Below are 18,030 nucleotides of genomic sequence, written 5' to 3' on the forward strand. Positions count from 1 at the left end.
CCTGAAACGATGAATCAACACAGACACAATTGGTATAGAACAACAAGACAAATGAATCGATTTCATGCAGCAGTGACCATCCTTTGCCTAGCCACTTCGCTTTCGTATGCTGGGTTAAAAGATGAGAAGCCGAACGTCATCGTCATCCTCGCAGACGACCTCGGCTATGGCGATCTGTCATGCTACGGAGCCGACGACATTGCCACGCCCAACATCGATCGTATGGCGACCGAAGGAGCGAAGTTCAGCAGCTTCTATGTTTCGCCCGTCTGCTCTCCGACTCGCGCGGCGCTGATGACCGGCAGCCATTCGACTCGTGTCGGCATCGGTGGTGTTATGTTTCCTCGGAACCACCACGGGCTGAACCCTGACGAGATCACGCTGCCGGAGCTGCTGAAGGATCAAGGGTATGCGACGGCCATCATTGGCAAGTGGCATCTCGGCAACGAAGACATGTTCCAGCCGCTGAACCACGGTTTTGATTACTGGTACGGAACGCCGTCATCCAACAGCCAGTTCTATTACCCGACGATTAAGAAGTACGCGGCCGACTGTGTGTTTCGCGAAAGCTACACCCGCGACGGAATCCTGAAGCGAGAGACGGCCGCATGTCCACTGATTCGCGACAACGTCGTCATCGAAGTTCCCGCGGACCAGACACAGCTCACTCAGCGGTACACGCGCGAGACCATCCGCTTCGTCACCGAAAACAAAGGCAAACCGTTCTTTGTGTACCTGGCTCATAACATGCCGCATATTCCGCTGCATGCTTCCGAGAAGTTCGTCGGGAGCAGCAAGCGAGGCATCTATGGCGACACGATTCAGGAACTCGACTGGAGCACCGGCGAGATTCTGCGATCACTGAAAGAACTTGGGATCGATAAGAACACGCTGGTGATCTTCACATCGGACAACGGCCCGAACACTGGCAAAGGCGGCAGTGCTGGCCCGTTGAATGGCGGCAAAGGCTCGACACTCGAAGGAGGCGTGCGAGTCCCGTTCGTTGCTCGCTGGCCGGGAACAATTCCCGGGCGAAACGAGTCCGACGAAGCCATCACCGGCATGGACCTGCTGCCGACGCTGACAAAACTCGCGGGCGGCGACGTCCCCGACGACCGCGTGATTGATGGAAAGGACATCTGGCCCCTGCTCGCAGGCAAGCCAAATGCGAAGTCACCTCACGAGGCCATCTACTACCTGCGAGGCCGAAACGTTTCAGGAATCCGCGTCGGCGACTGGAAATACCTCGTGAATGACTCATCGGAAAAGGATGACCCGAAAGTAGAGATTGAGTTGACTGCGGAGGAGCGGAAGCTTCCTCGTAAAGAGCGGAAAGCACTCATCAAGAAACGCAGTAAGGCCACAAGTCGGAAACGAGAACCAGCGGAGGCGCTCTACAATTTGCGTGAGGACATCGGTGAACAAGACAATCTGTTTGTCGAGCATCCCGACATCACCAAACGCCTGAAGCGGCGACTGGCAACTTTCGAGACTGATCTCAGAAAGAACTTACGTCCAGCGGGAGTTGCGAGCGAACAATGAGCAATGAATCTTTCGAACAGCGCAGCGGCATAGCGATTACTTTCGTAGCTACGCTCGCCGGAGCGTGGTCCGCCGTCTGGCGACGGCAGCTACATCTCACACTCGTTTCTCACGCTGTTCTTTTGGCATTGACTGCAGGTCTCATCGAAGCGGCCGACAAGCCGAACATCGTTGTCTTTATGACGGACGATCAGGGCTACGGTGACCTTGGTTGCTACGGCTCCGATTCGCTTGAAACGCCGAACATCGATCGGCTGTGCCAGCAAGGTATAAAGTTCACCGACTTCTATGTGCATCAGCGGTGCTCGCCGACGCGCCTGGCGTTCATGACGGGTTCGCACGCGCATCGTGCTGGTTGCACCAAAGTCATCTACAACAAAGACCGCATCGGAATTCGCTCCGAAGAAGTCACGACCCCCGAGCTTCTGAAAACAGGCGACTACACCACGGGGATCGTCGGCAAGTGGCATCTTGGTGAATGGGATGCGTTCAATCCGGTTCGTCACGGCTTCGACTTTTTCTACGGCTTCATGATCGATCTCGATCAGGGAACGGGGATTTATCGAAACCTCGAACGGGTTGAGTCGATCAGGCGAAAGACCGACGGACAGCATTCGCCGAAACTGCTGGACGCCGCGGTTGGCTTCATCAAGCAAAACAAAGAACAACCGTTCTTTCTCTACTACGCATCGCCGCTACCGCACACGCCTTGGATTCCCAATGAGCGTTTCAAAGATACATCGCGGCGCGGCACCTACGGTGACGTGATTCGCGAAATCGACTGGCAGGTAGGTGAGCTGATGAAAGTTCTCGACGAGCAGGGCATTGCTGAGAACACCTTGTTCATCTTCGCGTCGGATAACGGCCCAGTGCTTGGGATCGACGGCGGCGATGCTGGCCCGCTTCGCGACGGCAAGTGGACCGATTTCGAGGGTGGCATTCGTGTCCCGTGCATCATGCGCTGGCCGGGCACGATCGAGCCTGGTTCGACGAACAGTCAAATCACCGGAATCATCGATCTGTTGCCGACCTTCTGCGCGATCGCAGGAGTTGACTCGCCGGACGACCGCGTGATCGACGGTCGTAACATCCTTCCTTACATGAAGGGCGAAAGACCCGAGAAACCGATGCACGAATCGTTCATCGTGCCCGGCTCGGTGATTCGCCACGGCAAGTGGAAGCTGCTCGTTCGAGAATTGAAGCCGGGCGGCAAGAGCGGGCGAGAGGGAAAGCGTCCGTCAGCTCCGGCCGGGTCGCTTTTCAACCTGCAGGCCGACCCCGGCGAGACGCGAGACGTTTCAGCCGACCATCCCGAAATCGTCGCAGTCTTGCGACGTCTTATGGAGGTGGCTGTCAAAGAACTCGAAGCTAACAGCCGACCGATCGGCAGACTGCCCGGTGCGGAAGATCCAGCGACAAAGAAGAACAGAAAGATGAGGAGCAGACGGTAGATGCGTTTCACACTCGTACAATCAGTCTTTGCCGGCGCGATCATTTCGCTATTCACACACTCGGCCTCCGAAGCGGCTGAGCCGGACAAGCCAATGAACGTGCTGTTTCTGGTCGCCGATGATTTGAACAGTTGGCTGCTTGAGGAAGCGGACCGGTACGCAGGCAAAGTCGTCGCCCCCAATCTGCGAAGTCTGGCTGCCAGTGGTGTCAACTTCACTCGGGCCTACACCGCCGCGCCGGTTTGTTCGCCTTCCCGCACCGCGTTCTTTTCAGGTGTAGCTCCGTGGAAATCGGGGATCTACAACAACGCGCAGACTATCAGCACAAGTGAGGTAATGAACCAGGAGGCCGTGCTGTCACTGGCCGGATTGTTCAAGAAGAACGGCTACGGCACCTTCGGCTACGGCAAGATCACCCACGGCTGGGACCAGAAAGAACACTGGGACGTTAAGGTTGGCCACAAACGCGATCCGGCTCCTCCAGGTGCACCGCTGGCCAAACTCAGCAGAGGCGAACAGGATTGGGGGCCGATACACCTTACCGAGGAACAAATGAATGATACTGGCGGGGCCGATAAGGCCATCGCGATCCTGGAGAAACAACACGACAAGCCGTTCTTCCTGGCCTACGGCTCCTTCAATCCCCACATGCCCTGGTATGTCCCGCAAAAGTATTTTGACATGTACCCTCTGGACCAGATTGTCCTTCCCGAACTCAAGGAGGATGACCTGGATGACCTTCCTCCGCTGGCCAAAGCGGTGAGCGATGGGATCGGGAGCTTCGCCGACAAGGTGATCGAGTCTGGAAAACTTGAAGAAGCGGTGCAGGCTTACCTCGCCACGACCACCTACGTCGATACGCAGATCGGGCGTGTCCTCGATGCCCTCGAAAACAGCCCCTACAAGGACAACACCATTGTCGTCTTCCTCACCGATCATGGGTTTCACCTGGGAGAAAAACATCACTGGCAAAAGACGACCCTTTGGGAGGAGGGAACGCACGTCTTATTGATGTTTCGCGCGCCGGGAGTCACCGAAGCCGGGGGTGTGTCTGAACGGTTCGTTTCCCTGATGGACATCTACCCCACCCTGGCTGAACTGTGCGGACTGACGCCTCCCGCCTGCGTCGACGGACGCTCGCTGGTCCCTCTGCTCAAGGACCCGAAAGCTCCGTGGGAAAGCACCGCCATCACCGGATTGTGCGATAAAACGAAAACGGACATGGCCTATATCAGCATCCGCCATGAACTCGGCCGCTACACCCGGTACGGGTCCGACCAGGAGGAATTCTACGACGCCTCCAGGGATCCCCACGAATGGACCAACCAGATCGACAACCCGAAATACGCTACCACCGTTGAAAAACTCCGAGCCCTGGTCCCTGGTTTCGAGGAGGCCGCTCACCCCCTTCCCTCCGCCCTGACCAGGAAGCGCAGGGAGTCTCGAAGAGCGAAGACGAAATAATCCAATTACTTTCACATCATGAAACAAGCTGAAACAACAGGATCAACGATGAACCCTTCCCCTGAAAACAAGACTTCACGTCGATCAGCGTTGAAATCGATCGGCGCGACGACCACGCTGGCAGCGTCCGGCCTGCTGACGTCGACGATCTATGCCGCACCGCGCACATCCGAAGATAAAAAATTGCGAGTCGGTCTGATTGGCGCGGGCAATCGGGCCAAATGGTTGACGCGTGCGCTGTCTCGCGAATCCCATCGCGCGGAACTGGTTGCCGTCAGCGACTGTTACCTGCCACAGATCGATGCCCTTGCAGCTGATAACACGAAAAATCCAAAGGCCGGTGAAGCCTGGAAACGTTATCAGAACTACGAACAGATGTTCGATTCTGAAGATCTCGACGCGGTAATGATCGCGACGCCGGATCACGTGCGCGTTCGAGCAGCGATCATCGCCTGCAGCAAAGGCCTCGATATCTACGCAGAAAAGCCACTGAGTTTCAGCATTCCCGAAGGTCGGGCTCTGGTCAAAGCAGTGCGAAAACACCGGCGCGTGCTCCAGGTCGGCACGCAACAACGCAGTACGCCGATCAATCAGTATGCGTGTGAATTCGTGCGCGATGGTGGCTTGGGGAAAGTCGCAACGATCCTAGTCAAAAAATACTCAGGCTCTCGGCCTGCTACCGGCCTCGACCCGCAACCCGTTCCCGAAGGCATGGATTGGAATCGCTTTTGTGACCAGGCACAGTTGCTCGATTATCACGAACAGCTTCATCGTCGGTGGCGGAACTTTGACACGTTCACCGGAGGACCAATCTGCGATCGTGGGTCACATGCACTGGACATGGTTCATCTGGCAATGGGCTGGGAGAACGTTGCACCGAAGCGGATCGAACCCACTACAGAAGCGGACAGTGTTAGGGATCGCGGTGTGAGGCTGTATTACCCGGACGGTACCGTCATTCGTTTGGAAAGTACCGACGGACCGGCTTTTGGCGGAATCTTTGTAGGCCAAAAGGGCAAGATGGAAATCAATCGAGGACGCTTCGCCTGCAATCCGAAGAACCTGCTTCAGCCTTTCACCGGATCACAGACCGAATCGCACGTCGCCAACTGGCTGGATTGCATTCAAACTCGCGACGAACCCAATGCACCAGTGGAAATCGGCCATCTGATTACCAGCGTCGCGCACCTTATCAATATCTGTCGGGTTACCGGCCGTACGATCAACTGGGACGCCACCAAAGAGCAAATTATCGGCGATGATGCCGCCAATGCCTTGCTGACCAAAGAGCGACGTCGCGAATTCGCGCTTCCCAATGTTTAACCGGAGCTCAAATGCTTTCCTTCATAAACTGTCATTCTGATCGCGCAAAAACGCAACGGTACTTCTCACTCATCGCGCTCATTGCGGTCTCGCTTTGGTGTGGCACTACCTTTGCCGATGATTGGGCAAGTCTGTTCGACGGCAAAAGCCTCGAAGGCTGGAAACCAACACGCGACAACACGCAGTTTTCGCTTGCCGACGGAGTGATCGTCGGGACGAGCTCCAGTCAGACTCAGTTTCTGCACACGGTAGAAAAGTACGGTGATTTTGAGCTTGAACTGGAAGTGAAACTTCACGACACGGACCTGAATTCAGGCGTTCAAATCCGGACTCAACTGACGCGCACCAACGATGCTGGAAAGGTTCGTGCGTCCGTTCACGGACCACAGGTAGATATTGGAAAATCTCCCGGACGAAGTGGCTACATCTTCAACCAGGGAAATGGCGCATGGATCACTCCGAAAGAAGATCTGATCCGCAATGAAGCGATGGTGAACGGCCAGTGGAATAAGCTTAGAGTCTTGGCCAAAGGGCCGCGAATTCAAACATGGATCAATGGCAAACAGACGGGGGATGTCACTGATCCTGAGGCCTACGCAAAGTATCCATCGGGCGTGATTGCACTGCAGGTACACGGCGTCAAGAAGTCACCGGAGAAAGCGCGGCACGTTTCGTTTCGGTCGATTCGCGTCCGTCGAATCGAGAAGAAATAATCGAGTGCGACAATCCAAACGAGGGAATATCACCAAACATGAGAATAGCCTTGCACGCAGCCCGAGTCAGGAAGCCGTGATGAGTAGTACCAAAGTCACCCCAGCAGTTTTGCTCTTAATCGTTGGATGGTTGTTGGTCGGCACATGTGCTGCCGAAGAGAAGCCAAATATCGTGCTCCTTTTTATCGACGATTGGGCGTGGAACGGCACGCCCATTCCGATGCGCGACGGTATGGAAAACTCGCGGATGCCGGTTTTGCAGATGCCGAATGTCGAGCGACTGGCCCGCGAGGGCATGAAGTTCACCAATGCGTACGCGTCACCGCAGTGTTCTCCATCGCGAGTTTGCATTCAAACTGGTCAGTCCTCACCGCGGAACGGATTCACCGTTTACATGAACGACCGCGGACAGGACTACTTCGACGAAAAGGGATATCCCAATTTCCCCGTCGTTCCCTGCATCTCGGACATGACGATCGACGAGGACACCGTGACGATCCCGGAAGCATTGAAGCCACTCGGCTACGTGAGTGCCCACATTGGAAAATGGCACATGCGAGGCGATCCGGGGGACGAAGGCTATGTCCTTCACGACGGCGATACAAACAACAATCCCGGCAATACGCTGCGAAGCTTTGTGAAAGAAGGTGAGCCAAAACCGCGACGACTTCCGCCAAAACTGACCGACCCTAAATTGATGTTCAGCGTTACTGAAAAGGCGTTGCTGTTTATGGACCAGCAAGTCCAAGCTGGCAAGCCGTTCTATCTGCAGATTTCACACTATGCGATGCACGCGGGGCAGGAATGCTTGCCCGCCACGCGGGAGAAATACGCCGATCACCCGTTGGTGCAGGCGTGGTACCAAGCAAACAACAAACACAAAGACACGGTTCGGCTTGGCGATGACCCTGCCGTTTGGTTGGGAATGGCGGATGACCTGGACGGTCGCATCGGAGCCGTGCTGGACCGAATCAAAGAGCTGGGGATCGAAGACAACACCTACGTCGTCATGGTGTCGGATAACGGATATCGACACGAACAGATCGAGCTTCAGCCCGAGCTGACTCAGCCGCACCATGGAGCCAAGTGGTGGGGCTGGCAGGGTGGCATTCGCGTGCCGATGATCGTCAAAGGTCCTGGCATTGCCCCGGGAACCACATTCACCGGCAATGTCGTCAACTACGACCTTCTGCCGACCTTCATCGACTGGGCCGGTGGCAGCTCAAGCAAACTCAAAGATCTAGATGGCATTAGCCTTGCAAAGTACATGGCGGGAGCGAAGCCCGACGAGGCGTTTTTGAATCGCAACCTCTATTTCCACTACCCGCATTACCGTTCCGGCTTGCCGCACTCGGCGATCGTTTCCGGCGATCTCAAGGTACTGCATTTCTACGATCAACCCGACATTCCGATGCTGTTTGATTTGTCCAACGACATCGGTGAGGTGACCAATATCGCTCCGCAGCATCCAGACCAGCACAAGAAGCTCCACGCTGAGATGATGAGCTACTTTGAAAAGGTCGGAGCCAGAATCCCCAAGCTGAACCCTGATGCTGACTTGAAGGTTTATGAGCAGGACAAAGACTACCGAAAGCGAAAAGACTGGGGAGCCTTCAAAGGAAGTCGGCCACTGGAAGAAGATGAACGGTAGCAACACCTGCGCAAAAATTCCCCTCCAGTTCGGGACTAGAATGGTCCATCACGGCAATAGTGCTCGTCACGAAGCCAGGAAAGCAGTGAACCATGCATAATCTCAGACTTATCGTTGCGTACTGTCTGGCTGTCGCGTTGTGCTCGGGAAATGACACACCGGCACAGGGGCTCCTACCAAACTTCGAGTTTCAGGGCATCGCGCTTCATCCGCAGGATCTTCGCTACTCACCGAATAACGATTTGATACACCCGGCGATCGTCAAGACGGAGGGGCGAATTAAGAACGCGTTGGGGAAGCACTATCTGTACTATGCGCCTCACAAGCACATCGCGACGAGTATGGCGTATTCGGACAGCCTGGATGGACCGTGGATCGAGTACAAAGCAAACCCAGTCGTGGAAGGCCCGTCGGCGCCCGAGGTTCGCTGGATTGACGAGCACGGCAAGTTCTTCCTGTGGGGGCATCGCAAGAACAGTCAAACCGAACTGTGGACCAGCGAAGATGGAATCCACTTCGAGTACGACAGCGTCAGCATCAAAGCGAGCAATATCGGCACTCGAAACGCAACCTACAACCGTGTCTACGAATACCCGCTCGAGCAGTTCGGCAGCAAGTACATCATGCTTTATTCAGGCTTCATCGAGGAACGCGGAATCCGTTGCATCTGGCTGGCTCATTCAAAGGACGCGAAGACCTGGGCACAGGTCAAGACTCCGTTGGTAGAACCCGTCGAAGGTGAGATGAATGACTGCTATGGACCGGCGCTGCTGCGCCTGAAAGGCCGTAACTTTATCACTTATCAGGACCACACATCATGGCGTGGCGGTAATCTAAAGTGTGTCGAAGTCGATCGCGAACTGAACTCCGTTGGCTCCAGCGGCGAGCGCCCCGTTCTGGTTGATCCGCCAGCGGAACCACCCCTCAACGATCGTCTTCGCGGAACAGTATTCTATCGAGAAGGCGACACCCTGTACTTGTATTCGAGCGCTTCCAAAGCTCCGCGGCTGCTGGTTTATGCCCTGGTGAAGTTGGCACAAGACGCCGCCGCAGCATCCACATCAAAGGAAGATCAATGATAAGACTCCTTGTGTCGACTTTCATGAGTCTCTGTCTCACGTATTCGGCGACGGCTGGCGAACGCCCGAACGTGCTATTCTGCTTCTCCGACGACTGGGGGCGCTACGCGAGTATCTTCCGCGACCCGGCGAAACCGGGGATGAATGATGTGATCGACACGCCGGCACTTGATGCGATTGGACGCAGCGGGGTTGTGTTCAACAATGCGTTTGTCAGCGCTCCAAGTTGCACTCCGAGCCGCGCTGCCGTGGTGACGGGGATGCCGTTCTATCGTTGCGGTAGCAATGCGTTTCTTCGTTGCCGCGAATACGGCAACGCCCCCGATCCGTTTAAGTCACTGCCCGGCTTTTCGGAGTTACTGGTGAAGCATGGATATCACGTCATGCACTGGGGAAAGACAACCAACAAGGCGGGCAAGAAACGCGACCTTAGGCACAAAGATCCGATTTGCAATTTTTCTCAGGCTGTCTCCGCAGCATCCGACAAGGAAGCTCGCAAGAAAGAGATCTTCTCGTTTGTCAGATCCAACTTCCGCAAGTTCCTCGACGACAACAAAGACGACAAACCGTTCTTTTACTGGTTCGGCCCGCATAACTCGCACCGTCAATGGACACGAGGTTCCGGCAAGGCTTTGTGGGGGCTCGAGCCAGATTCGCTGAAAGGCAAGGTGCCAAAGTTCCTGCCAGATGTACACGACGTCCGAGAAGACTTGACTGACTACCTTGGTGAGGCGTTGGCGTGGGATGGCATGGTTAACGAACTGATCGAGGAACTGAATGCACGCGGCGAACTTGAGAACACACTGGTCATTGTTTCCGGTGACCACGGGATGCCCGGCATGCCGCGGGGGAAATGCAATTTGCACGATTTTGGTTCAATGGTCTCGTTGTTGGTCAGTTGGCCGGATCGCGTGAAGCCTGGCAGAAGCGTCGACGACTTTGTCAGCCTGATGGACATCGCGCCGACCGTACTCGAAGCGACGAACGTCGAGCGACCGAATCACATGCTGGCGAAAAGCCTGATGCCACTACTTACATCGGAAAAGAATGGCGTTATCGATCGGGATCGCGATCACGTGATCATCGGTCGTGAACGTCATGTTGGCGAAGCTCGCAGGGATCGTGCTCCATACCCGTCACGTGCCATTCGCACCGCCGACTTTCTGCTGATTCGCAACTTCAAACCAGAACGCATGCCCATGGGAGACGTCTACAACAGCGAGGCGACTGCGGAGCATTTGCTGCAGGATCACTACCTTGCCTACCCGGATATGGACGCGAGTCCCACGAAGGTCTTGCTGATGACCAAGCCCGATTCCTATCGCAAGTTCTTCGACATTGCCTTCTCAGTCCGCCCCGAATTCGAGCTCTACGATTTGAAGAGCGATCCCGATCAAATCAACAACGTCGCGACGAGCCCACAATACTCGGACATTCTCCGAGAACTCACCGATCGCCTGATGACGGAACTCCGGGACACCGGCGACCCTCGTGTAATGGGGGACGGCAGCACATTCGATCGAATACCGTTCGTTGATCCCACGTTCGTTCCGCCGCCGAAAAAGAAGAAGCCTTTGAAGTTCTAACGACAATGCGAGCCGTACCACAATGAGGCAAATATCAATCGCTCTGTTCTTTCTGCTGTCTTCATTCAGTGTTACCGCACAGGCAGCCGCTGGCGATGACCTAAAACTGACCGAGACGGATGACACGATCCGCGTCATGCTGCGCGGAAAACCAGTTCTCCGGTACATCAAGAAAGCGCAGCCAGTTCCCGAAGGGACGCCGGAGTATTCTAGTCGTAGCGGCTACATTCATCCGGTCTACACGCCGACGGGTCAGGAACTCACTGGCGATTATCCGGCAGATCATGCGCATCAACACGCTCTGTTTTTCGCCTGGGTGAAGAGCAAGTTTGACGGTCAGAAGGTAGACTTTTGGAATCAGGCAAAGGATCTTGGCAGAATCGAATTTCGCAAAGTGGTGAATCTGCGTCGAGAGGAGCGAAAGGTCGCCTTTACCGTCAAGCACGCGTTCATGGTTAAGGACGGTGACAAGTGGATCGATGCACTCCACGAGACTTGGAACGTCACCGTTCACCAGACGCCGGCGGATCATTTTCTTTTCGACATCGTCAGCGTTCAGCAATGTGCCTCCGACAAACCGCTGGGCCTAGCGGAGTATCACTACGGTGGCATGGCAATTCGCGGTAACTATCAGTGGCTGAAGGAAAAGGAAGATCACAGCATCCATTCGGGCGACCTGCAGTTTCTAACGAGCGAAGGCAAAGATCGCTGGGAAGGCAATCACACCCGTCCGACCTGGATTCTCCGGCAAGATCGACGGCAAGGAGGTATCGGCTGCAGTGTTTTGCAGCCCGGAGAACTTCCGAGCGCCGCAGCCCGTCCGGATCCATCCCAACAAACCCTATTTCTGCTTTGCTCCGATGGTGGAGGGTGCATTCAAAATCGAGCCAGGAAAGGAATACGTTTCCCGCTACCGCTACCTAGTGACATCGAACGCAACCGACGCGAACATGATCCAGGAACACTGGAACGAGTACTCGAAGCCCGCGAAATAGTAAGCTCATTGAAAACAGCATCATGAAAAACCACGTCACGACCGGAATGAACAACATCGTGTGGACTCTGCGGATATCTCGATCGCTCCAAACTCCTTCGGTTCGGATCGGAGACCTGATTCAGAACAGAGTTATGACCCGAACCAGAATCCACTCTACCTTGACTCGAACGACAAAAACCCTCAGCCACAAAACAACTTGCGACTGAGGGTTAATGGTTCGGATTGTGATCCGGCTTTTCCAAGCTCCCCGACAAGGACTTGAACCTTGAACCTAGCGGTTAACAGCCGCTCGCTCTACCGATTGAGCTATCGGGGAAAAGTGGCACTGCTTGTTGCGGTGCAGAGACGTATTAAAGTGATTCTTTACATCGGATGCAAGAGTATTGGGAGGGGTTCGCGGGAAAATCCTGGGTTCTAATCGATTTTCCAGATCGAGGCGGTTTAATCGTCGTCGTTGTCGACACCGCGGTGCTTTTCGAGAACGACGCAGTTGCCGATTTCGTTGAATTCGATGACGTTCATGAACGCTTTCATGAGCATCAAACCTCGGCCGGAGGGATTCTCCAAGTTCTCCACAGCCGTCGGATCGGGCACGTCTTCGGGTTTGAATCCCGGGCCTTCATCGCAAATTCGAACCCGAACGATATCGGCATTGATCCAGCAGCCAATATGAACTTTCTTGCTGCTGTCGGATTTGTTGCCATGCTTGATGGCATTGACGAGAGCTTCTTCGAGTGCGAGGCGGACACTGAAGACATCGCGAGGCGGAAACTCCATCGATTCCAGCAAACCGATGATACGTTCTTGAATCGCGTGACCTTCATTGGTGTCACTCGGAATACTGACCTCGAATTGCTCTTGGTAGTCCATTCGTTTTTTCAACCTAGACCGGATCGTGGCTTTCTGTGTCTGTGGTGGATGCGTCAAATCTACGCTTTATCGCACTTCCACGAGACATAGCCCGCTACGGTGAATTGTGTACTGCTCTAGGTGTCGTTATCCAACCGAGGCTTTGACAGGAGGCAATAATCGTGACCGCCAAAAAAAATCGATATGGTGTTGCCATCCCTAATTTGGTCAAAACGCAAAGCCCAAACTTCGCTGTGGAATAGATGAGCGGCCGATGGTTCAATAAGGATGTCTCGAGCCCACGAATTGCTTCATCAATCGACTTGGCAATATTGGGGTCAGGACAAGATCGCCACATCACAAATACTGGTATTCACCGAGTGATACGTGTGTTCCAAACTCGAAGGAAGCGGCCTACCAAAGGAAGCGGCCTACCAACAAGACGCGTTCGTTAGAACCCCTCGAGCGCTTTGTCACGATTCTCGTAAATACTAAAGAGCTTGTTGAGCTTTGTGATGGCGAACACTTCGTAAATATCCGGACGGATACTGCAAAGTCGAAGCTGACCGCGGGCCTGCTTGACCTTCTTATCCATCGTGATCAATTTTCCCAAAGCGGCACTCGAGAGGTACTCGACATTGGAAAAATCCAGAATGATTTTTTCACGATCGTCGTCGTCGACCAAACTGAATAGTTGGTTTCCAATGATCTGAATATTGGTTTCATCAAGAATTTTTCGATCGACAAATTGGGCGACGGTTACGTCCCCCACTTCTTCAATTTCGAGACGTCGATGACCGGCAGCTGACATTGGTGTATTCCGCCTTCGTCGCGGGGTTCTAGAAGAGAGCCGTTCCAGTGTGAGGACCAGAAAGTTTGATTTTCACATGGATGGTTTTCGCTTGATCTTCACCGCTTCGGTGCAGAAAGTCAAGTAATATCAAGCGATCCCTACGGATCTTTTCCATGCGCTAGGCATTCCAAATGGCAGCGTCTTCGCCATCTAGCCGAAGCGTTAAACACTTGGCACTTCCTCCGGCTTTGATAAATTCGTCTAAGGGAGTTGGGTGCGGTTCGAACCCTTGCGTCGATAAGCTGTCACACAGACGCGGACAACCCGTGTTAAGCACGACATGTTTTCCAACAACGACGGCGTTGCAAGCGAACCGTGTGGCTTCGTCGTCGGCCACTTCGATGAGCTGAGGAATGTGCTCGCGAATCGCGCGTTGAGCGTAGGTATCGAATGCGGGCGGATACCAAAGAGCCATATCGGGGAGAAGCGGACAGAAACATGTGTCGAGATGGTAGTAACGGTCGTCGACAAGCTGGACCGGAATGACCCGGCAATCGAGTTCGTTGCCCAGCCATTGCATCGCTGACGCTTCACTGCGAATCAAGTAGCCCGCGAATAGAGATTCGCCGCAAAACAACGCGTCTCCCGCGCCTTCGAATGCCCAAGGTTCCGGCAGCGTCTTGGTGTTCATGCCGTATTCTTCAAACCATGCTGCATCAACTGCCGTTTCACCTTGTCGCGCGGGATGGCGGAATCTTGCGAGATACGCGGTCTCTTTCCAAATGAGTGCCGCATTGGCGGTGAAGACTAAATCCGGCAACCCGGGAACCGCCTCCATCAGTTCGATCTCAGCACCGACTGCAACCAGTTTCTCTCGCAAGGCATTCCATTGGGCGACAGCGACGGCATGGTCGCTTTGTCGAGAACGGCTCATCCACGGGTTGATCTCGTATTCGATTCCGAAGTAATCGGGTGGGCACATCAGGATGGTCGGTCTTGTCAAATCGCGCATGGCCATTCACCTTTGGGGGATGGTTCGTCGATAGTCAATCGAACGCTACCGCACGTTTTACTCAATCCCAAGTTTCTGACGAGATCAGTTTGTTGCCACCATCGCCGCCGAGAACAATCTCAGAAGCGGACGCAAGGGATGAAGCCAGAGATTTTCTTGATCCGTTGAATCCGAGTTTTCCCGAGCTTTCAGATCTTCCCTCGACTCCGTTGGAAGAACTATAATTGACCTTCGGTCATCAGAAGGTTCATCGAACGAAAACCTCAAATCACTGGGTACTCCGAATGACGGTTGGTATTGCTCGGCCGGACGTCTCCGAACTGACGTTCCAAATGTATGACCGATCGGTTCACCCCGAACTTTTTCAGGTATCGGCAGAGCGTCGGATCGAGCGAGAGAATTATACGGCGGAGTTCCGTCTCTGGGATGCCGGACACGTGATCATTGTCCGTCATCGTTCGGAGTGTTTGACGGAAGTGATCGCCACTCGTCAGCAGATGTTGCCTTTGCATCGGCGACGCGTCGAACGACGATTGCAGGGATGCCAGCACGAATCTCAGACGTTCGAGGCGGCTCGTTACGATGCGAGTTTCCAACTTGAACGGTTGGAGTCGAACGTTTACGAGCGATATCACGACGAACTGACGCTCGATATTCGAACCGCGGATTTAGCGTGTGCCTTTGCAGCGAACCCGCGATTTGGTTCGGTGCCGATTAGCTTGATGCGAATCGATGCAGCACAAGATAGCTTGCTGATCCACGCGTTTCACACGTTTCCCGACAGCTTGGCCGTCGTCAAAACGCAATCGCTGTATGAGTTCGAAGTGTGAGGTTGCCGGCTACTGGTCGGCTTCCTTCAACTCTTGCTGGATGCGTTTGAGTTGTGCGAGTGCATCGTCGGTGGCCGGATAGACGAGCGGTTCTTTGTTCGGCAATAGCGTGGGCGTCACCTCCCAGCCAGTGGGAGCGCTATAAGTATCTCGACTATCGCGTTGAAGCGGTACGATGTATCGTTGCCCCGGTCGCAGTCGCGTCGCGTCCAAATTGGTGATGCTAACACCTGGCTTTTTGAATCGCTCGTTGGGCTGCCATTCTTTCTCGATTTTAAGCAATTTCGTTTTTGTGTCGAGAGTACCGACCACGACCCACCGCGAACGCCGAATTTGCTCTCGGTTAAGCGTGACCGGGTTTGCGGTCTGCCATGCCAACACCGCCAAACCAGTTAGCCAGACACCGCCTAACAGCAATCCGGCGAACAATCGCAGCCGGAGTTTCGCATCGGTGACCGGGTCGACGGTGACGACATCCTGTGTGTTGGTTGTCTCGGTTTTCACCTGGTCGCCCGAACTCACCGCTTGAACGCTCGGCTGGCGTCGATTCGGTAGCCCTGATCCAACGCGGTCCCGAAGTCGAAAACATCGATAAAGTCTTCGATGCAGTCTTGTTCAGTCTTTCGCATTTCGCCGCGTTCGACCATTTCGAAGACCATCTTGCCGAAGTCTTCGGTACAAGTGACACCCCAGCGACGAAACACCGTTGTCGCTAAGCAACCGAACTCTTGCAGAGCCAACTCCCGCACACCTTCCAGCAACTCCTGGCCGGTGACGTGGGCATCGTCAGAGTCTTCGTTGTACTGAATGCCAAGGCCGTCTTGACGCTCGTCTTGAACGTGTCGAAGTGCCGAGAATAGAAACCGGTAAGCGTTGTGATGGTAACGGAACCGGGTAGTCGCCTGTCGAGACTTACTGGTGGTGGGCATGGGGCAGTTGTCTGAGTCAGGAGGATCAATGCATGATCGCAAGGCAATCATGGAGGTCGCAGAGTCCATCGCGGGCCTCTATCGGTTCAGGATAACAACTTTCCCACCTCTGGCAATCCGAGTCTTGTTGTTGTTTGAAAAGAATTCTCGGAGCCGTCCGCATCCGCAATCCGACCGCAGAAATTCCGCCGGTTCACAGTTGTTGCACGCCCCATGGCTGACGCTGAAACCGAAAGATTCTCGGTGGACGAAGAGATTGCAAAACCCGAGAAATGCTGTCTGCAACTGTCCGTCTGCGTTGTCGTGTTAGCTCATCCAGGTGCGTTCGATGAACGTGGTATCGACTTGGCCGTCGGCGAAGGCGGAGTGATTGAAGATCTTCCGCAGGAGCGGGATCGTGGTTTTGATGCCTTCGATTTCGAACTCGTCCAATGCTCGTCGCATGGACGCAATCGACTCGGCACGCGTGCCTCGATGCACGATAAGTTTGCCGATCATCGAATCGTAATACGGCGGCACGAAGTAGCCTTCGTGCACATGCGAATCGAACCGCACTCCCGGACCGCCTGGCAACCGAAGTTTCGTGATTCGACCTGGTGAACCGCGGAAATCGTTGTCAGGGTCTTCGGCGTTGATTCGAACCTCAATTGCCGAACCGTTGCATTCGATGTCCCGTTGTCGCATCGTCAACTCTTCACCGGCTGCGACACGGATCTGCTGTTTGATCAGGTCGATTCCAGTGACTTGCTCGGTCACTGGGTGTTCGACCTGAATCCGAGCGTTGACTTCGATGAAGTAATATTGGTTGTCCTGATCGACCAAGAATTCGACGGTCCCCGCGTTGTAGTAACCGGCGGTTTGAACCAAGCGGACGGCTGACTTACAAATGTCCTGTCGCACGGCCAACGGCAAGTTCGGAGCGGGTGATTCCTCGACGAGCTTTTGGTGCTTCCGCTGCAGTGAGCAATCACGTTCCCAGAGGTGAACAGCGTTGCCATGCTGATCGGCGAGAATCTGCACCTCGACGTGTCGCGGTCGTTCGATGTATTTCTCGAGATACACGCCCGCGTTCTTGAACGCTTTCTCCGCTTCTTGCGCGGCTTGCTTCACACCGGCTTTCAAGCTGATGTCGTTCCGGGCGACACGCATCCCCTTGCCGCCACCACCGGCGGTTGCTTTGATGAGCACCGGATAGCCGATGCGTTCGGCGGTTTCCAAGGCCTCTTGTTCCGTCGTCAATAGGCCATCACTACCGGGAACGGTGTGAACATTCGCCGACTCTGCAATTTCCCGCGCGGTGACTTTGTCACCGAGTTTCGCCATCGCTTCGTGAGGCGGGCCGATGAATGCAATTTTGCAGTCGCGACAGACTTCCGCGAAGTGGGCGTTCTCGGAGAGGAACCCATATCCCGGATGGATCGCCTGCACATTGCCAACTTCCGCCGCACTGATAATCTGCTTGATGTTCAGATAACTATCAGACGCAGAGGCCGGGCCGATGCAGTACGACTCATTCGCCAAACTCAGATAGTGAGCACCGCGATCGCCCTCACTGTAGACCGCAACGGTTTCAATCCCCATCTCGCGACAGGCTCGAATGATTCGCAGGGCGATTTCGCCTCTGTTGGCCACCAATATACGTTGAAACATGATTTCTCGACGACGTCGGTCGTGGCTTCGGATGTTTGCGGACGGACAAATTTAGCGGGTCATCAAACCTGAATTGTTGAAGGCAGTCGAAACGTCGTTCTGACTCCTTCGACGTTCATGTTCGAGAATTGAAGGCAAGAGATCGAGGAAAGCAAAGTTTT

Annotated in this window: 16 protein-coding genes and 1 tRNA gene; 10 read left to right on the forward strand and 7 right to left on the reverse strand. The window is 54.6% G+C overall.

Annotation, left to right across the window (positions count from 1 at the left end; translation table 11 throughout):
• Nucleotides 1–51: 51 nt before the first annotated feature.
• The 9 genes from AC5DDB_RS21405 (at nucleotide 52) to AC5DDB_RS21445 (ending at nucleotide 11,830) form a co-directional block, all read left to right on the forward strand.
• The gene (locus AC5DDB_RS21405; protein WP_491741810.1) at nucleotides 52–1,542 is read left to right on the forward strand and encodes a sulfatase family protein; all 1,491 of its coding nucleotides are present in this window, start codon (nucleotides 52–54) and stop codon (nucleotides 1,540–1,542) included.
• The gene (locus AC5DDB_RS21410; protein WP_491741811.1) at nucleotides 1,539–2,993 is read left to right on the forward strand and encodes a sulfatase-like hydrolase/transferase; all 1,455 of its coding nucleotides are present in this window, start codon (nucleotides 1,539–1,541) and stop codon (nucleotides 2,991–2,993) included. The genes AC5DDB_RS21405 and AC5DDB_RS21410 overlap by 4 nt, the downstream gene beginning before the upstream one ends.
• Nucleotides 2,994–4,457 (forward strand): sulfatase, encoded by a 1,464-nt coding sequence (locus tag AC5DDB_RS21415; protein WP_491741812.1) that lies wholly within the window; start codon nucleotides 2,994–2,996, stop codon nucleotides 4,455–4,457.
• A 48-nt stretch (nucleotides 4,458–4,505) separates the two neighbouring features.
• On the forward strand, nucleotides 4,506–5,780 hold the full coding sequence (locus tag AC5DDB_RS21420; protein WP_491741813.1) for a Gfo/Idh/MocA family protein: 1,275 nt from the start codon (nucleotides 4,506–4,508) through the stop codon (nucleotides 5,778–5,780).
• An 11-nt stretch (nucleotides 5,781–5,791) separates the two neighbouring features.
• A complete protein-coding gene (locus tag AC5DDB_RS21425; protein WP_491741814.1) occupies nucleotides 5,792–6,493 on the forward strand; it encodes a 3-keto-disaccharide hydrolase in 702 nt (233 codons plus the stop codon).
• A gap of 79 nt (nucleotides 6,494–6,572) precedes the next feature.
• On the forward strand, nucleotides 6,573–8,144 hold the full coding sequence (locus AC5DDB_RS21430) for a sulfatase (protein WP_491741815.1): 1,572 nt from the start codon (nucleotides 6,573–6,575) through the stop codon (nucleotides 8,142–8,144).
• 92 nt (nucleotides 8,145–8,236) lie between these two features.
• Nucleotides 8,237–9,223 carry a glycoside hydrolase family protein gene (locus tag AC5DDB_RS21435; protein WP_491741816.1) on the forward strand — a complete coding sequence of 329 codons (987 nt, stop codon included), beginning with the start codon at nucleotides 8,237–8,239 and terminating at the stop codon, nucleotides 9,221–9,223.
• A complete protein-coding gene (locus tag AC5DDB_RS21440; protein WP_491741817.1) occupies nucleotides 9,220–10,809 on the forward strand; it encodes a sulfatase family protein in 1,590 nt (529 codons plus the stop codon). The genes AC5DDB_RS21435 and AC5DDB_RS21440 overlap by 4 nt, the downstream gene beginning before the upstream one ends.
• 22 nt (nucleotides 10,810–10,831) lie before the next feature.
• Complete coding sequence (locus AC5DDB_RS21445; protein WP_491741818.1) at nucleotides 10,832–11,830, forward strand: DUF6807 family protein; 999 nt, start codon at nucleotides 10,832–10,834, stop codon at nucleotides 11,828–11,830.
• Between the two features lie 219 nt (nucleotides 11,831–12,049).
• Here AC5DDB_RS21445 and AC5DDB_RS21450 read toward each other — a convergent pair.
• The 4 genes from AC5DDB_RS21450 to AC5DDB_RS21465 form a co-directional block, all read right to left on the reverse strand.
• Nucleotides 12,050–12,122: transfer RNA gene (locus AC5DDB_RS21450), tRNA-Asn, on the reverse strand.
• A 125-nt stretch (nucleotides 12,123–12,247) separates the two neighbouring features.
• Nucleotides 12,248–12,676, reverse strand: coding sequence for an ATP-binding protein (locus AC5DDB_RS21455; RefSeq protein ID WP_491741819.1), 429 nt, complete (start codon nucleotides 12,674–12,676; stop codon nucleotides 12,248–12,250).
• A gap of 430 nt (nucleotides 12,677–13,106) precedes the next feature.
• A complete protein-coding gene (locus AC5DDB_RS21460) occupies nucleotides 13,107–13,466 on the reverse strand; it encodes an STAS domain-containing protein (protein WP_491741820.1) in 360 nt (119 codons plus the stop codon).
• 160 nt (nucleotides 13,467–13,626) lie between these two features.
• Nucleotides 13,627–14,460: a dimethylarginine dimethylaminohydrolase family protein gene (locus AC5DDB_RS21465; RefSeq protein WP_491741821.1), complete on the reverse strand. Its 834-nt coding sequence runs from the start codon at nucleotides 14,458–14,460 to the stop codon at nucleotides 13,627–13,629.
• Between the two features lie 284 nt (nucleotides 14,461–14,744).
• Here AC5DDB_RS21465 and AC5DDB_RS21470 point away from each other — a divergent pair, with 284 nt between their 5' ends.
• A complete protein-coding gene (locus AC5DDB_RS21470; protein WP_491741822.1) occupies nucleotides 14,745–15,290 on the forward strand; it encodes a DUF2617 family protein in 546 nt (181 codons plus the stop codon).
• A 9-nt stretch (nucleotides 15,291–15,299) separates the two neighbouring features.
• On the opposite strand, the gene AC5DDB_RS21475 is transcribed toward AC5DDB_RS21470, so the two are convergent.
• From AC5DDB_RS21475 to accC, 3 genes are all read right to left on the reverse strand, one after another.
• Nucleotides 15,300–15,812, reverse strand: coding sequence for a hypothetical protein (locus AC5DDB_RS21475; protein WP_491741823.1), 513 nt, complete (start codon nucleotides 15,810–15,812; stop codon nucleotides 15,300–15,302).
• Nucleotides 15,809–16,219 carry a Minf_1886 family protein gene (locus AC5DDB_RS21480; RefSeq protein WP_491741824.1) on the reverse strand — a complete coding sequence of 137 codons (411 nt, stop codon included), beginning with the start codon at nucleotides 16,217–16,219 and terminating at the stop codon, nucleotides 15,809–15,811. Before AC5DDB_RS21480 ends, AC5DDB_RS21475 begins: the two co-directional genes overlap by 4 nt.
• 306 nt (nucleotides 16,220–16,525) lie before the next feature.
• Nucleotides 16,526–17,869, reverse strand: coding sequence for an acetyl-CoA carboxylase biotin carboxylase subunit (gene accC / locus AC5DDB_RS21485; protein WP_491741825.1), 1,344 nt, complete (start codon nucleotides 17,867–17,869; stop codon nucleotides 16,526–16,528).
• Between the last annotated feature and the right edge of the window lie 161 nt (nucleotides 17,870–18,030).

It is taken from the genome of Thalassoroseus sp. (assembly GCF_984380535.1).

Excerpts from the sequence above, each read along its gene's own strand:
- AC5DDB_RS21460 (WP_491741820.1), bottom strand. The coding sequence starts at position 13,466 with ATGTCAGCTGCCGGTCATCGACGTCTCGAAATTGAAGAAGTGGGGGAC.
- accC (WP_491741825.1), bottom strand. The coding sequence starts at position 17,869 with ATGTTTCAACGTATATTGGTGGCCAACAGAGGCGAAATCGCCCTGCGA.
- AC5DDB_RS21405 (WP_491741810.1), top strand. The coding sequence starts at position 52 with ATGAATCGATTTCATGCAGCAGTGACCATCCTTTGCCTAGCCACTTCG.
- AC5DDB_RS21480 (WP_491741824.1), bottom strand. The coding sequence starts at position 16,219 with ATGCCCACCACCAGTAAGTCTCGACAGGCGACTACCCGGTTCCGTTAC.
- AC5DDB_RS21465 (WP_491741821.1), bottom strand. The coding sequence starts at position 14,460 with ATGCGCGATTTGACAAGACCGACCATCCTGATGTGCCCACCCGATTAC.
- AC5DDB_RS21435 (WP_491741816.1), top strand. The coding sequence starts at position 8,237 with ATGCATAATCTCAGACTTATCGTTGCGTACTGTCTGGCTGTCGCGTTG.
- AC5DDB_RS21420 (WP_491741813.1), top strand. The coding sequence starts at position 4,506 with ATGAACCCTTCCCCTGAAAACAAGACTTCACGTCGATCAGCGTTGAAA.
- AC5DDB_RS21440 (WP_491741817.1), top strand. The coding sequence starts at position 9,220 with ATGATAAGACTCCTTGTGTCGACTTTCATGAGTCTCTGTCTCACGTAT.
- AC5DDB_RS21425 (WP_491741814.1), top strand. The coding sequence starts at position 5,792 with ATGCTTTCCTTCATAAACTGTCATTCTGATCGCGCAAAAACGCAACGG.
- AC5DDB_RS21470 (WP_491741822.1), top strand. The coding sequence starts at position 14,745 with ATGACGGTTGGTATTGCTCGGCCGGACGTCTCCGAACTGACGTTCCAA.
- AC5DDB_RS21455 (WP_491741819.1), bottom strand. The coding sequence starts at position 12,676 with ATGGACTACCAAGAGCAATTCGAGGTCAGTATTCCGAGTGACACCAAT.
- AC5DDB_RS21430 (WP_491741815.1), top strand. The coding sequence starts at position 6,573 with ATGAGTAGTACCAAAGTCACCCCAGCAGTTTTGCTCTTAATCGTTGGA.
- AC5DDB_RS21415 (WP_491741812.1), top strand. The coding sequence starts at position 2,994 with ATGCGTTTCACACTCGTACAATCAGTCTTTGCCGGCGCGATCATTTCG.
- AC5DDB_RS21445 (WP_491741818.1), top strand. The coding sequence starts at position 10,832 with ATGAGGCAAATATCAATCGCTCTGTTCTTTCTGCTGTCTTCATTCAGT.
- AC5DDB_RS21410 (WP_491741811.1), top strand. The coding sequence starts at position 1,539 with ATGAGCAATGAATCTTTCGAACAGCGCAGCGGCATAGCGATTACTTTC.